Annotated in this window: 12 protein-coding genes and 1 riboswitch; of the genes, 8 read left to right on the top strand and 4 right to left on the bottom strand. The window is 73.4% G+C overall.

Features of this window, described 5'->3' with window-relative positions:
* Nucleotides 1-46 precede the first annotated feature (46 nt).
* Both EI169_RS06925 and EI169_RS16780 read left to right on the top strand, forming a co-directional pair.
* The gene (locus EI169_RS06925) at nt 47-877 is read left to right on the top strand and encodes a CPBP family intramembrane glutamic endopeptidase (protein WP_240640724.1); all 831 of its coding nucleotides are present in this window, start codon (nt 47-49) and stop codon (nt 875-877) included.
* A gap of 739 nt (nt 878-1,616) precedes the next feature.
* Nucleotides 1,617-1,976: a hypothetical protein gene (locus EI169_RS16780; RefSeq protein WP_240640696.1), complete on the top strand. Its 360-nt coding sequence runs from the start codon at nt 1,617-1,619 to the stop codon at nt 1,974-1,976.
* A gap of 90 nt (nt 1,977-2,066) precedes the next feature.
* Here EI169_RS16780 and gcvP read toward each other — a convergent pair whose 3' ends face one another.
* The 4 genes from gcvP to EI169_RS06900 form a co-directional block, all read right to left on the bottom strand.
* Nucleotides 2,067-4,946, bottom strand: a complete 2,880-nt coding sequence (gcvP, locus tag EI169_RS06915; protein ID WP_125131678.1) for an aminomethyl-transferring glycine dehydrogenase — start codon at nt 4,944-4,946, stop codon at nt 2,067-2,069.
* Nucleotides 4,943-5,323, bottom strand: coding sequence for a glycine cleavage system protein GcvH (gcvH, locus tag EI169_RS06910; protein ID WP_125131677.1), 381 nt, complete (start codon nt 5,321-5,323; stop codon nt 4,943-4,945). The genes gcvP and gcvH overlap by 4 nt, the downstream gene beginning before the upstream one ends.
* Nucleotides 5,320-6,501: a glycine cleavage system aminomethyltransferase GcvT gene (gene gcvT, locus EI169_RS06905; protein ID WP_125131676.1), complete on the bottom strand. Its 1,182-nt coding sequence runs from the start codon at nt 6,499-6,501 to the stop codon at nt 5,320-5,322. The genes gcvH and gcvT overlap by 4 nt, the downstream gene beginning before the upstream one ends.
* Nucleotides 6,502-6,647: 146 nt before the next feature.
* Nucleotides 6,648-6,736, bottom strand: a riboswitch (glycine riboswitch).
* An 88-nt stretch (nt 6,737-6,824) separates the two neighbouring features.
* Nucleotides 6,825-7,997, bottom strand: a complete 1,173-nt coding sequence (locus EI169_RS06900; RefSeq protein ID WP_125131675.1) for a MarP family serine protease — start codon at nt 7,995-7,997, stop codon at nt 6,825-6,827.
* Between the two features lie 105 nt (nt 7,998-8,102).
* On the opposite strand from EI169_RS06900, the gene EI169_RS06895 reads away from it, so the two are divergent.
* The 6 genes from EI169_RS06895 to EI169_RS06870 are packed head-to-tail and all read left to right on the top strand — an operon-like array spanning nt 8,103 to nt 14,693.
* Nucleotides 8,103-8,825, top strand: coding sequence for an NUDIX domain-containing protein (locus EI169_RS06895; protein ID WP_125131674.1), 723 nt, complete (start codon nt 8,103-8,105; stop codon nt 8,823-8,825).
* Nucleotides 8,826-8,836: 11 nt separating this feature from the next.
* The gene (gene nadA, locus EI169_RS06890) at nt 8,837-10,192 is read left to right on the top strand and encodes a quinolinate synthase NadA (RefSeq protein ID WP_125131673.1); all 1,356 of its coding nucleotides are present in this window, start codon (nt 8,837-8,839) and stop codon (nt 10,190-10,192) included.
* The gene (gene nadB, locus EI169_RS06885; RefSeq protein ID WP_125131672.1) at nt 10,189-11,760 is read left to right on the top strand and encodes an L-aspartate oxidase; all 1,572 of its coding nucleotides are present in this window, start codon (nt 10,189-10,191) and stop codon (nt 11,758-11,760) included. The genes nadA and nadB overlap by 4 nt, the downstream gene beginning before the upstream one ends.
* On the top strand, nt 11,754-12,611 hold the full coding sequence (gene nadC, locus EI169_RS06880; RefSeq protein WP_125131671.1) for a carboxylating nicotinate-nucleotide diphosphorylase: 858 nt from the start codon (nt 11,754-11,756) through the stop codon (nt 12,609-12,611). Before nadB ends, nadC begins: the two co-directional genes overlap by 7 nt.
* 1 nt (nt 12,612) lies before the next feature.
* Nucleotides 12,613-13,752: a cysteine desulfurase family protein gene (locus EI169_RS06875; RefSeq protein ID WP_125131670.1), complete on the top strand. Its 1,140-nt coding sequence runs from the start codon at nt 12,613-12,615 to the stop codon at nt 13,750-13,752.
* Complete coding sequence (locus EI169_RS06870) at nt 13,749-14,693, top strand: glycosyltransferase family 2 protein (RefSeq protein ID WP_125131669.1); 945 nt, start codon at nt 13,749-13,751, stop codon at nt 14,691-14,693. Before EI169_RS06875 ends, EI169_RS06870 begins: the two co-directional genes overlap by 4 nt.
* Nucleotides 14,694-14,729: the final 36 nt, after the last annotated feature.

The following is a 14,729-nucleotide window of genomic DNA, read 5'->3' as shown; positions in this document are numbered from 1 at the left end:
TTAACTCGTCCGCCGGGGCGTGTGGCAATCTGACAAGGTGTCGTTCCTGGGGGCCCGCAAGGGTGTGAGTTTTCCTCCAGCGCTGCCGCCCGCGGATCGCGGGCGCCGCATCCGGTTGTGGTGCGAGATCGCGATCGTCCTGGCCCTGTCGGTGGGCCGTTCGGCGGTCTCCTCCGTGCTCTCGCTGATCCAGGCGCTGCAGAGCGAGGTAGCCCTGGGCGACCAGCAGACCTCCCTCAACCCCGGCGCATCCGCCGCCGAGTTCTGGGACGTGCTCGGCCAGTTCCTGTCGCAGCTGTTCGCGTTCGCGCCGATCGCCCTGGTGATCCTGCTGCTGTGGGAGCCCGGCCAGGCGGCGTTCCGGCGCATCGGGCTCGACTTCCGCCGCTTCGGTGGCGACGTCGGCCGGGCGGTCGCGCTCCTCGCGGTGATCGGCATCCCCGGGCTCGGCCTGTACGCCCTCGGGCGCGCGCTCGGCATCACGCGGCTCGTGGACACCGCACCGCTGGATCCGTCCGTGTGGACGATCCCGCTCCTGCTGCTCGCGGCGGTGCGGGCGGGACTGACGGAGGAGGTGATCTTCCTCGGCTACCTGTTCGACCGCCTCCGTCGCCTCGGGTGGGGCTGGTGGTGGATCATCGCCGCGACGGCGCTCCTGCGCGGCGCCTACCACGCGTACCAGGGCTTCGGATCGATCGTCGGCAACGTCGCCATGGGTCTCGTGTTCGGCTGGTGCTACCGGCGCTGGGGGCGCGTGATGCCGCTCGTGATCGCCCACACCCTTATCGACGTGATCGCGTTCGTCGGCTACCCCCTCGCCGCCGCGTGGTGGCCCGGCCTCTTCGCCCCCGCCCCCGCCCCCACCCCGAGCCCCTGACGGCGAGAACCCAATCGCGGCGCGAAAGCACCGTTGGCGGCGGTGTTCTGGCGCCGCGGATGGGCTCTCGCGGCCTGAGGACGGGGATGTCTCCACAGGGGACCGTTATCCACGGATGCGTCGGGGTCACGGCCGCGCGCAACCGAGCGCCCGCATGCTCGGCGAATGGTCACACCCGACATGCAGTCCTCCCCGGTGCCGCTCATCCCGGTCGGCGCCGTTGCGCACAGTGGGCGCGCGATCGAGGGCGGCGCCCTTCACCGCGTGACGCGCGGCATCTACGCGCCTCGCGACCGCTGGCGGACGCTCGCGCCGTGGGAGCGGTACAGAGCTCGTGTGCATGCGGCCAGCATGCGCCACCCCGATGCGACCTATGCGCTGGAATCGGCCGCCGCGCTCCACGGCCTTCCGCTCTTCGGCGAGCCATCCGAGGTGCACGTGCTCGGCGGTGACGACACGCGCTCTCGAATGTCCGGCGGAGTACGCGTCCACACGACTTCTGAGCCTCGTGAGCTCGTCCGTGCGGAGGGGGTCCCGGCGACCAGCCTCACAGACACCGTGGTCGACCTCGCGCGCGCACGCCACCATGCGGTGGGGCTGGCCGTGGCGGATGCCGCGCTCCGCCTTGATCCGACTCTCCGCGTGGAGCACCTCGTCGCGTGCAACGAGAGCCGGGCGTCCAGTCGCGGTCGTCGACATGCGCGATGGGCTCACGCGCGCGTCCGCGACGCCTGGGTCCGTGCTGGAGTCGGTTGACCGAGCGGTGGTCGAGTGGCTGGGGTTTCCGGAACCCGAACTGCAGGTGTGGATCGGCGCCGACCGCGTCGACAAGTTCTGGCGCGCGTACGGAATCGCCGGCGAAGGGGACGGCGATCACAAGTACGACGGGCGTTTCGGCGACACGCGCGAGCTCCTGAGGGCTCGACACGCCCGCGACGCGCGCCTGATCGCGGCCGGCGTGCGTGCCGTCCCCCACTGGGGATGGGCGGAGACAGTGGCGGCTGACCCCCTCGCTGCCCTCCTCCTGTCCGCCGGCCTGCCCCAGATCCGACCGCGTGACCACGCCGCACTGCATTCGTTGCGCCGGCTCACCTCGTGAGAACCCAACCGCGCGACGAGAACTCCGCGATCAGCGGTGTTCTCGCGCCGCGGTTGGGTTCTCGCGGATCGGCGGACGGGCGGAGCGGCGTCAGGCGAAGGCCTCGATCGGGGGGCACGCGCACACGAGGTTGCGGTCGCCGTAGGCCTGGTCGATGCGCCGCACGGGAGGCCAGTACTTCGTGCGCACCTGGCCGGGCACGGGGTACACGGCCGTCTCTCGGGAGTACGGATGCGTCCACTCCCCCGCCACGACCGACTCGGCCGTGTGCGGCGCGTTCACGAGCGGGTTGTCGTCGGCCGGCCACTCGCCGGACGCGACACGCTCGGCCTCGTGCGTGATCGCGATCATCGCCTCGACGAACCGGTCGAGCTCGGCGAGGTCCTCGGACTCGGTCGGCTCGACCATGAGCGTGCCCGCGACCGGGAACGACATCGTCGGCGCGTGGAAGCCGTAGTCGATGAGCCGCTTGGCGACGTCGTCGACCGTGACTCCGGTCTGCTCGCGCAGCGGCCGCAGGTCGAGGATGCACTCGTGCGCGACGAGCCCGCCCTCGCCCGCGTACAGCACCGGGTAGTTCTCGCGCAGGCGGGCGGCGATGTAGTTCGCGGCGAGGACGGCGGATGCGGTGGCATCGCGCAGGCCCTCGGCGCCCATCATCCGGACATACGCCCACGAGATCGGCAGGATGCCGGCCGACCCGTGGGGCGCGGCCGAGATCGGTCCGCCGTCGAAGCGCCCGCCCGCATGATCGGCGCGCTGCGAGAGCGGATGCGACGGCAGGAACGGCGCGAGGTGGGCCTTGGCCGCGACCGGGCCGACGCCGGGGCCGCCGCCGCCGTGCGGGATCGCGAAGGTCTTGTGGAGGTTCAGGTGCGACACGTCGCCGCCGAGCTCGCCGAAGCGGGCGAAGCCGAGGAGCGCGTTGAGGTTCGCGCCGTCGACGTAGACCTGCCCGCCCGCGTCGTGCACGGCCTGCGTGATCTCGAGCACGTCGTGCTCGTACACGCCGTGCGTCGATGGGTACGTGATCATGAGCGCCGCGAGCGCGTCGGCGTGCTCGGCGATCTTGGCGCGCAGGTCGGCCAGGTCGACGTTGCCGGCCTCGTCGCACGCGACGACGACCACGCGCATGCCGGCCAGGACGGCGGATGCGGCGTTCGTGCCGTGCGCGGACGAGGGGATGAGGCACACGGTGCGCGCGTCGTCGCCGTTGGCGCGGTGGTAGCCGCGGATGGCGAGGAGCCCCGCGAGCTCGCCCTGCGATCCGGCGTTGGGCTGCAGCGAGACCGCGTCGTAGCCGGTCACCTCGGCGAGCCAGCGCTCGAGCTGCTCGATCATCGCGAGGTAGCCGCGCACGTCGGCCTCGGGCGCGAACGGATGCACGCGGGAGAACTCCGGCCAGGACACCGCCGCCATCTCGGTGGCCGCGTTGAGCTTCATCGTGCACGAGCCGAGCGGGATCATGCCGCGGTCCAATGCGTAGTCGCGGTCGGCGAGCTGCTTGAGGTAGCGCATCATCGCGGTCTCGCTGCGGTGCGCGGAGAACACCGGATGCTGCAGATACCCGTCGACGCGATGCAGCCCCGCGTCGACGGCGCGCAGGGCCACGGCGTCGTCGTACGCGAGTCCGCGGTCGCCGGTCTCCGGCAGCCCGAACGCGGCGGCGACGGCCGCGAGGTCGTCCGCGGTCGTCGTCTCGTCGACCGAGACCCCGACCGTCGTGTCGTCGACCCACAGCAGCTGGTAGCCGCGCTCGCGCGCCCGGGTCACGACGTCCTCGGCGCGCCCCGGCACGGCGACGCGGATCGTGTCGAAGAACGCATCGTGCTGCGGCGCCAGGCCGTAGTCGCGCAGCGCCTGGGCGAGCGCGTCGGCCTTGCGGGCGACGTCGGTCGCGATGCCGGCGAGCCCCTCCGGCCCGTGGTAGACGGCGTACATCGCGGCCATGACGGCCAGCAGCACCTGCGCGGTGCAGATGTTCGACGTCGCCTTCTCGCGGCGGATGTGCTGCTCGCGCGTCTGCAGCGACAGCCGGTACGCGGCGTGGCCCGCCGCATCCTGTGACACGCCCACGAGGCGTCCGGGGAGCTGGCGCTCGAGGCCCGCGCGCACGGCCATGTACCCCGCGTGGGGTCCGCCGAAGCCGAGCGGCACGCCGAAGCGCTGTGTCGTGCCGACGGCGACATCGGCGCCGAACGAGCCCGGCGAGCGCAGCACGGTGAGGGCGAGGAGGTCTGCGGCGACGACGACGAGGCCGCCGCCCTCGTGCACGGCGCGGATGCTCTCGGTCGGGTCCCACACGCGCCCGGACGCACCGGGGTACTGGACGAACGCGCCGAAGGCTTCTTCGGGGGCGCCGGCGAAGTCGGTCTCGCGGATCTCGATGCCGACGGAGGCCGCGCGGTGGCGGAGCAGCGCGGTGGTCTGCGGCAGCGCGTCGGCGTCCACGAGGAACACGTTCGAGCGCGACTTCGACGCGCGACGGGCCAGCAGCATCCCTTCGACGACAGCGGTGGCCTCGTCGAGCATCGACGCGTTGGCGGTGTCGAGCCCGGTGAGGTCGCCGACCATCGTCTGGAAGTTGATGAGCGCTTCGAGGCGCCCCTGCGAGATCTCCGGCTGGTACGGCGTGTACGCGGTGTACCACGACGGGTTCTCGAGGACGTTCCGCGCGATCACCGACGGCGTGAAGGTGTCGTAGTAGCCGAGGCCGATCATCGGGCGGGCGACGCGGTTCTGCGAAGCGAGCGCGCGCAGCTCGGCGAGCGCCTCGGCCTCGGAGGCGGCGGCGGGGATGTCGCTCGTCTCGCGCGCCCGCGTGTGGATGGATGCGGGGACCGCGGTGGCGAGGAGGTCGTCGACGCTGTCGTACCCGAGCACGTCGAGCATGCGGCGCTGCGCCGCGGCGTCCGTGCCGATGTGGCGCGCGGCGAACCCGTCGAGTGCGCGCAGGGGCGCGCCGATCATGCGTCGCCGCCGATGAGGGTGTCGTATGCGGCGCGGTCGAGAAGGTCGCCGGTGTCGCCGGAGACGCGGATGCGGACGAGCCAGCCGTCGCCGTAGGGGTCGGAGTTGACGAGCGACGGGTCGTCGACCACGGCGTCGTTCGCCTCGACGACCTCGCCGTCCAGCGGCGCGAAGAGCTCGCCGACCGACTTCGTCGACTCGATCTCGCCGACGACGGTCGCCGCGGTGACCGTCGCGCCGACGGTCGGCAGGTCGACGTAGACCACGTCGCCGAGCTTGTCGGCGGCGTAGTCGGTGATGCCCACGGTGGCGATGTCGCCGTCGACGGCGATCCACTCGTGCTCGGCGGTGTACTTGAGGGCGTCGCGGTCGGTCATTTCTTCCTCCGGTAGAAGGGCAGGGCGGTCACGGTGGCGGGGATGCGCGTTCCGCGCACGTCGATGGCGAGCACGGTCCCCTCGGCGGCGACGCGCGGCGCGACGTAGGCCATCGCGATCGGGTGGCCGAGGGTGGGGCTGAGGGCGCCGCTCGTGACGGTTCCCACGGTCTCGTCGGCGTCGAGCACGGCGTAGCCGGCGCGGCCGGCGCGGCGTCCCTCGGCGACGAGCCCGACCAGCACGGGCCGGTCGGATGCCGCGGGGTCGGATGCGGCGGCGTCGAGTGCGTCCTTGCCGACGAAGGCGGTCTTCCCGGTCGCGACGACCCGTCCAAGGCCGGCCTGGGCGGGGCGGATCTCGCGGCCGAGCTCGTGGCCGTACAGCGGCATGCCCGCCTCCAGCCGCAGCGTGTCGCGCGCGGCGAGACCGGCCGGGACGAGGCCGTGCGGCTCCCCCGCGGTGAGCAGGGCGTCCCACAGGCCCGCGGCCGCGTCGACCGGCGCCAGGAGCTCGAAGCCGTCCTCGCCGGTGTAGCCGGTGCGCGCGACGAAGAGCCAGGCACCGTCGAACTCCCCCTGCCGCCACGCGTAGTAGCCGAGGCCGTCGAGGTCCTCGACGGCCAGGCCCGCCGTGGCGCGGACGATCTCCTCGGCGCGCGGGCCCTGCACGGCGATGAGTGCCGTCTGGTCGGTGACGTCCTCGATGCGCGGCACCGATCCGCCGAGCAGGTACCCGGATGCACCTTCGTGCGCGGACATCCGGTCCCGCTCGGTGGCGCGCCACGCCTCGGCGCGCTCCGCGAACGCGTCGACGACCGCGGCACGGTTGCCCGCGTTCGCGACGACGAGGAAGTACTGCTCGCCGGTGCGGTAGACGATCACGTCGTCGACGATGCCGCCGTCCGCGGCCAGGACGAGCGAGTACTTCGCCTTGCCGACCGGCATCGCCGACGCCGTGCCGGCCAGGGCGTAGTCGAGGAAGCCCGCAGCGTCCCCGTCATGGACCCAGATCTCCGCCATGTGGGAGATGTCGAACAGGCCCGCGGCTGTGCGCACGGCGTGGTGCTCGGCGAGGTCGGACGAGTAGCGCACCGGCATGAGCCAGCCGCCGAAGTCGGTGAAGGCCGCGCCGAGGGCGGCGTGCCGCTCGTGGAGCGGCGAGGGACGGGGGTCGGTCATGAGTTCTGCCGTTCGCGGTGACGGTCAGACGCCGGTCGACGTCTGAGAACTCCCCCTCTGTTCATGGGCCTGAGAGTTTCGCCGGTCTGACGCCCACCGGCTTTCCCCGTCGGCGGATCCGGAGCGGATCGCTTTCCAGAGTGGCCGTGACCCGCGCGGTACGCGGACCTGAGAGATTGGCGGGGAGGCTTGCTCCTTCGGTGCCCGGGAATCGGGGCTCTCCCGCGAGGGTCGTGGCCGATATTCGATTTTCGCCGGGCGTGCCGACGTCGGCCAGCATAGCGGGTCGCCCCGCAGGGATTCCGGCCGCGCGCGAGCGGAGGTCAGCGCGTGCAGTCGCCCGACGACACTGCGGGGCCGAGAGCGCCTGTCTGATCGAGGACGGGCTGCAGCTCGGCCGGGGTCATCGCGTACCCCACGTCGTCGCCGTCGTCCGCGCGGGCGAAGACGATGCCGGCGACCTGTCCGTCGGGCGTGAGGAGCGGACCACCGGAGTTGCCGGGCTGCACGGTCGCGGCGAGCGCGTAGATCTCCCGCGGCGCGGTCGCGTCGTCGTAGATGTCGGGCACGCCGACAGTGCCGACCGAGAGCACCTGCGCGGCGCCGGAGGTGAACGGACCGCCGTGCGGATATCCCTGCACGACGGCGGCGGCACCGACCGGCAGCGTCGGGGCGACGGCGAGCGGTTCGGCGTCGAGGCCGTCGGCGGCCACGACGGCGATGTCGTCGGTCGGGTCGAAGTAGACCACGCGACCGTCGCGCGCCGGCCGGCCGGGCAGCTCCACGATGGGCTCCGTGACGCCCGCGACGACGTGGGCGTTCGTGACGACGAGATCCGGCGCGACCGCGAAGCCCGATCCCGTCGCGGTGATGCCGCAGGCGTAGGCGACCCCGCTGATCTTGGCGACCGACTGGGCCGCGCGCGTGAGGGCAGGATCGTCGAGCGAGACCTGCGGCGTCGACGGCGTCACCGAGGGCTCGAGCAGCCGTCCGAGGGTCGGCAGCCCTTCGCCGAGCACCGTGCCGCGCAGCTCCGCCATCGCCGAGCGCAGCCCGGCCGGTGTGGCGTTGTCGATCGCGCGCAGCACGGTCGAGGACGCCAGCGCACTGGAGACGACGGGCGTGCCCGTGCTGATGAGGGCCCCGCCGACGAACGACACCGCGAGCACCGCGGCGACGAGGCTCACCACGCCGCCGAGCAGGCGTTCGGGCACGCGCAGCCTGATGCGGTCGGCGCCGCGGCGGAGAGCGCGTCCGACCGCCGATCCGATGCCGGCACCCAGCAGCACGAGGATCACCCCGGATGCGGCGACCGCGGGAGTGCGCCACGCCGCCGACGGCACCCACAGTCCCACGAGCGGCATCACCCAGTACGCGGCGACGGCGCCGACGGCGAGCCCGGCGAACAGCCCGAGGCTCGCGAGCAGTCCCCGCTGCACGCCGACGATGACGGCGAAGACGAGCAGGATCACCAGCACGACGTCGACCAGCAGCATGCCCCCACCGTAGAGCGCACGGCTGAGGATCGTCCGAGCCGCTCGGCGGCGTGTTCGTCTTCAGGTCGGAATGACACTATGATCGTCACGGAGGTAAAGGTCACCATGACACGAAGCGACGCCCGCATCGCCGTCTCGACGGTGATCTTCAGCCTGCGACGCGATCGGCCCGACGACCGCGCCCGCGTCGTCCTCCCGCTCGTCCGCCGCACGCGCGACCCGTTCGCCGACCTGTGGGCACTGCCGGGCGGCTGGCTCGACCCCGCCGAAGAGCTCGAGGCCGCCGCATCCCGCACCCTCGCCGAGACCACGGGCCTGGCGCCGAGCTATCTCGAGCAGCTCTACGCGTTCGGAGCGGTCGACCGCTCCCCCACCCGCGTCGTGTCGATCGTGTACTGGGCGCTGCTGCGCGCCGACGATGTCGACGCCCAGGTGGCCGCGCACGCACGCGCCGACGACGCCCCCGAGAACGTGCGATGGTTCGACGCCGCCGTACTCCCGCGGCTCGCCTTCGACCACAACGAGATCGTCGACTACGCCCTGTGGCGGCTGCGCAACAAGGTCGGCTACAGCCGCATCGCGCATGGGCTGCTCCCCGAGGCATTTACCCTCGCGGAGCTGCGCGAGGTGTACGAGGCGATTCTCGACCGGCGCCTGGACCCGGCGAACTTCCGCCGCCAGGTGGAGAGCTCCGACACGCTCATCCCCACCGACCGCTTCCGCACCGGAAGCCACCGTCCCGCGCGGCTGTACCGCTACAACCGCGCCGTCGAACTCGCCGATCGCGGCCCGCTGCGCTCGGCTCCTCTCCCGGCAGCCCTCTCCTGATCGGAACCGTCATGCCCGCCACCCGCATCACCCTCGCGCCGCGCCCCGCCGACCACCCTCCGCTGGATCCGTCGGTCGACCACGAGATCCAGGCGATCGTCTCGGGCGCCTCCACGTCCGCCACGTGCACGACCGACCTGGCCGTGGGCCCGTGGGACTTCGACACGCGACCGGGCTACGGCCCGGGCGCATCCATGGGAGACGTCATCCCCGCGAGCGCGCCGCGTCAGGGAGCGCTCCCCGCCGAATACCGCGAGGCCTCAGACGACGAGCTCGACGCCCGCATCCGCGCCGCCAAGGCGACACTCGGCGACCGCGTCGTCGTGCTCGGCCACTTCTACCAGCGCGAAGAGGTCGTGCGGCACGCCGACTACGTGGGCGACTCGTTCCAGCTCGCCAACGCCGCGAAGAGCCGGCCGGAGGCCGAGGCGATCGTCTTCTGCGGCGTGCACTTCATGGCCGAGACCGCCGATCTCCTCTCCCGTCCCGAGCAGGCCGTGATCCTCCCGAATCTCGCTGCGGGGTGCTCGATGGCCGACATGGCCGACATCGACCAGGTCGAGGAGTGCTGGGAGCAGCTGGAGGACGTGCTCGGCGACCTGGGCGCGGTCGACGCGGACGGCCGCGTGCCCGTCATCCCGGTGACCTACATGAACTCGTCGGCGGCGCTCAAGGGCTTCGTCGGCCGCCACGGCGGCATCGTGTGCACGTCGTCGAACGCGCGCACGGTGCTCGAGTGGGCGTTCGAGCGCGGGCGCCGCGTGCTGTTCTTCCCCGACCAGCACCTCGGCCGCAACACCGCCAAGGCCATGGGCGTGCCGCTCGCGCAGATGCCGATGTGGAACCCCCGCGCGCCCCTCGGCGGCAATGACGCGCAGACGCTCGAAGACAGCCGCGTCATCCTGTGGCACGGCTTCTGCTCGGTGCACCGCCGGTTCTCCGTCGACCAGATCGACAAGGCGCGAGCCGAGCACCCGGGCGTGCGGGTCATCGTGCACCCCGAATGCCCCATGGATGTCGTCGACGCCGCCGACGAGTCGGGCTCGACCGACTACATCCGGACGGCGATCGCCGCGGCCACCGAGCCGACGACCTTCGCGATCGGCACTGAGGTCAACCTCGTGCAGCGCCTCGCGGCGCAGTATCGGCAGCACGAGATCTTCTGCCTCGACCCGGTGGTGTGCCCGTGCTCGACGATGTACCGCATTCACCCGGGCTACCTCGCGTGGGTGCTCGAGGAGCTCGTCGCCGGGCGCGTCGTCAATCGCATCACCGTTCCCGAGAGCGTCTCGGTGCCCGCGACGGTCGCGCTCGAGCGGATGCTTGCGGCCAAGCCGCCGGTCGCCCCCGTGGAGAGCGCGTCATGAGCGCGCCCCGCGTTGTGGTCGTCGGCAGCGGCATCGCGGGCCTGGTCGCCGCCCTGCACGCGCACGAGAGCGGGTGCGCCGTCACGATCGTGACGAAGAACGCGCTCGCGCAGTCCAACACGCGCTACGCGCAGGGCGGCGTGGCGGCGGCCCTCGGCGAGGACGACCGCGTCGAGGATCACGTGCGCGACACGCTCTCGGCCGCGGGGGGCCTGGCCGACGAGGAGGCCGTGCGCGTGCTCGCGACCGAGGGCCCGGGCCGCATCCGGGAGCTCATCGCCCGCGGCGTGCGCTTCGACCGCGACGCGCACGGCGAGCTGCGTCGCGGCCGCGAGGCCGCGCACTCCGCCGCCCGCGTCCTGCACGCCGGCGGCGACGCCACCGGCGCGGAGATCGAGCGGGCGCTCGTGGACGACGTGCGCGCCGCCGGCATCCCGGTGATCGAGCACGCCTTCCTCGACGACGTGGTGCTCGAGGGCGGACGCGCGGCCGGCGTCGCGGTCCGCGATGCGACGGGCGCCCGCCGCCTCGCCGCCGACGCCGTCGTGCTCGCCACCGGCGGCGCGGGGCAGCTGTACGCCCACACGACCAACCCCGAGGTCGCCACCGGCGACGGCATCGCCGCGGCGCTGCGCGCGGGCGCGCACGTCGCCGACCTGGAGTTCGTGCAGTTCCACCCGACGGTGCTGACGCTGCCATCCGGGGCGTTCCTCGTCTCGGAGGCCGTCCGCGGCGACGGCGCCGTCCTCATCGACGACGAGGGCCGCCGCTTCGCGTTCGACGCGCACCCCGACGGCGAGCTGGCGCCCCGCGACGTCGTGGCCCGCGCCATCGCGCGGCGCATGCGCGCGCAGGACGGCCACCCGGTGCGGCTGGACGCGACGGCGCTCGGCGCGGAGTTCCTCGCCGCCCGCTTCCCCACGATCGACGGCATGATCCGCGCCGCCGGATGGGACTGGGCGCGCGAGCCCGTGCCGGTGACCCCGGCCGCCCACTACCTCATGGGCGGGGTGATGACCGACCTGCACGGCCGCACGAGCGTCCCCGGCCTGTACGCGGTGGGCGAGGTCGCGCGCACGGGTGTCCACGGCGCCAACCGGCTCGCCTCGAACTCGCTCCTGGAGGGTGCCGTCTTCGGCGCCCGTGCGGGCGACGCGATCGTCGCCGACGCGAGCTCCGGAGCGTGGCCCCGCCCCGATGACGCCGCCTTCGCGGATGCAGCCGCGCCGCTGACCGCACCTGGGCCGTCGGGACCGGCCGCGGATGCGGCGGGCGCGCCGCCGTTCTCCCGCGCCGCGCTCCAGCGACTGATGTGGGAGGACGCCGGACTCGAGCGGACGGCGGAGGGGCTCGCGCACGCGGCCCGGATCCTCGCCGCATGGCACGAGGCCGGTCTTCCCACCGCGACGGTCGCCGGGGCCGAGGACGCCGACCTCGTGCTCGTCGCCCGCGCCGTCGTCGCCGCCGCGCTGGCCCGCACCGCGTCGGTCGGCGCGCACTACCGCGCCGACACCGACGCCGCCGCATCCGCCCCTGCCGCGACGATCGCGGAGGCGGTCGCATGCTGACGCGCGCGGAGCTCGAGCGGGTCGTCGCCGCCGCGCTCGTCGAAGACGCGCCGTGGGGCGACATCACGAGCGAGGCGCTCATCCCGGAGACCGCGATGGCCTCGGCCGAGCTCGTCGCCCGCGAGCCGGGCGTGTTCAGCGGCGGCGACGTGTTCGCGACGGCGTTCGCGCTGACCGACCCTCGGTGCGAGGTCGACCTCCACGTCGCCGACGGCGAGCGCTTCACGCGCGGCACGGCGCTCGCGACCGTCATCGGACCCGCGCGCGCCGTGCTCACCGCCGAGCGTGTCGGCCTCAACTTCGCCCAGCGGATGTCGGGCATCTCGACCCTCACCGCCGCCTACGTCGCCGAGGTCGTGCACACCGGCGCCCGCGTCGCCGACACCCGCAAGACGACCCCGGGGCTGCGCGCCTTCGAGCGTCACGCGGTGCGCATGGGCGGCGGGCACAACCACCGCTTCTCACTCTCGGACGCGGTGATGGCGAAGGACAACCACCTCGCGGTCCTGCTGCAGAGCGGGGTGTCGGTGACCGCCGCGCTCGAGGGCGCGATCGCCCGCCTGCCGCACACGACGCACGTCGAGGTCGAAGTGGACCGGCTGGATCAGATCGACGCGGTGCTCGCCGCCGGTGTCGGCACGATCATGCTCGACAACTTCTCTCTCGACGACCTGCGCACGGGCGTGGCCCGCATCGCCGGCCGCGCCATCGTCGAGGCATCCGGCGGCGTCGACCTCGACACGGTGCGAGCGATCGCGGAGACCGGCGTCGACGTCATCTCCGTCGGCGCGCTCACGCACTCGGCGCGGGCCCTCGACCTCGGTCTCGACATCCGCATCGCCGTGGACTGACGTGCTGTACCTGGACTCGGCCGCCACCACGCCCGTGCGCCGCGACGTGCTCGAGGCGATGATGCCCTACCTCACGAGCGAGTTCGGCAACGCCTCGAGTCACCACACCGTCGGCGAGCGGGCCGCCGCGGCCCTCGCCGACGCCCGCACACGCGTGGCCGCGCTGCTCGGCATGCGACGGGGCGACGTGATCTTCACAAGCGGCGGCACCGAGGCCGACAACCTCGCCGTGAAGGGCATCGCGATCGCGGCGGCTCTCCAGCGGGGCGCGCGGCATGTGGTGACGACGCCGATCGAGCACGAGGCGATCCTCGAGTCCGCCCGCTACCTCTCCCGCGTGCACGGGTTCGCCGTCGAGCTCCTCCCGGTCGGGCCGACCGGACGGGTCGACCCGGGCGCGGTCCGCGCCGCGCTCCGGGACGACACCGCGATCGTGAGCGTCGGTTACGCCAACAACGAGATCGGTACGGTGCAGGACGTGGCCGGCATCGCCGCGGTGACCGCTGCCGCGGGTGTGCCGCTGCACCTCGACGCGGTGCAGGCGGCGGGCTGGCTGCCGCTGGCGGGCACCGGCGCCGACGCGATCGCGATCGCCGGGCACAAGATCGGCGCACCCAAGGGCACCGGCGTGCTCGCGGTCCGCGGCCGCATCCCCCTCGAGCCGCTCCTTCACGGCGGCGGCCAGGAGCGCGGACGCCGCTCGGGCACCGAAGACGTCGCCGGCGCCGTCGGGTTCGCGACGGCGCTCGAGCTCGCCGAGGCGGAGCGGGCGGATGCGGCGGCCCGCGTGGGCGCGATCCGCGACGCGTTCGAGGCCCACGTGCTGCGTCTCGTGCCGTCCGCCCGCGCGACCGGCGATCCGCAGCACCGCCTCCCCGGCACGGCGAGCTTCGTCTTTCCCGGGACCAGCGGCGAGGCGATCCTGCTCGAGCTCGAACGGCGGGGCGTCGTCTCTTCGAGCGGGTCGGCGTGCGCCGCCGGGAGCGACGAGCCGTCACACGTGCTCGTCGCGATCGGCGTCGACCCGGCGGTCGCGCAGACGGCGGTGCGCTTCACGCTGCCGCGGTCGCTCGACACGTCCCTCGCGCCCGTCGCGCGCGCGGTAGCGGAGGCGGTGGCGACCGTAGGATCGGGCGGGTGAACGCGCCCGTCATCACGGTCATCGTGCCCGGCTTCGACGTCGCGCCGTGGGCCGACGAGGCGCTCGCGTCGCTGCGCGCGCAGAGCCTGACGGCGTGGCGGGCGATCCTCGTCGACGACGCCTCGACGGACGAGACCGCCGCGGTCTTCGCCGCCGCGGCGGCCGCCGACCCGCGCTTCACGCTCGTGAAGCACGACGTGCGCCGCGGCCTCTCGGCTGCGCGCAACACGGGACTCGACCGGGTCGCCACGCCCTACCTCGGCTTCCTCGACGCCGACGACCGGTTCCGCCCCGAGGCTCTGGCGACCCTCGTCGGTGCGCTCGAGGAGTCCGGCAGCGACTTCGCCGTGGGCGCGTACGTGCGGCTGCGGCCCGACGGCGCCGGCGGATACACGGCAGGCGATGTGCAGCCGTGGGTGCGGGCGGCGACCGATCCGGCCCGGCGGGCGACGACGCTCGCGGCGCACCCCGCCGCATCCGGAAACATCGTGGCGTGGTCCAAGGCGAGCCGCACCGACTTCTGGACGCGGACGGGCCTGCGCTTCCCCGAGGGACGCCTGTACGAGGACCAGGTGGTCGCGCAGCTGATGTACACCCGCGCCCGCGCCTTCGACGTCGTGCCCGAGACCGTGGTGGAGTGGCGCGAGCGCGCCGACGGCTCGTCGATCACGCAGCATCGCGAGCAGCTCGCCGTGCTGCGCGAGTACCTCGCGGCCCTGCGCGGCGGGATCGACGTGCTCGCCGCTGTGGACGCCTCCGCCGCGGTCGCGTCGCGCGTCGCGCTCATCCTCGCGATGGACCTGCCGCCGCTCGTGCAGATCGCCCGCACGCACCCCGACGACGCGTACCGCCGCGCGCTCGGCGCGTTCGTGCGCGACCTGCGCACGCTCAACACCGGAGCCCCGACGCCCCCCGAGGTCGCAATCGCCGAGCTCTGGTGACGGCGAATCCGCCGAGAGTGCACCGACGCGCCGAGA

The sequence above is a fragment of the Microbacterium sp. 10M-3C3 genome (genome assembly GCF_003931875.1).
Classification (GTDB): domain Bacteria; phylum Actinomycetota; class Actinomycetes; order Actinomycetales; family Microbacteriaceae; genus Microbacterium.
This window is presented reverse-complemented; position numbering and strand designations above follow the sequence as displayed.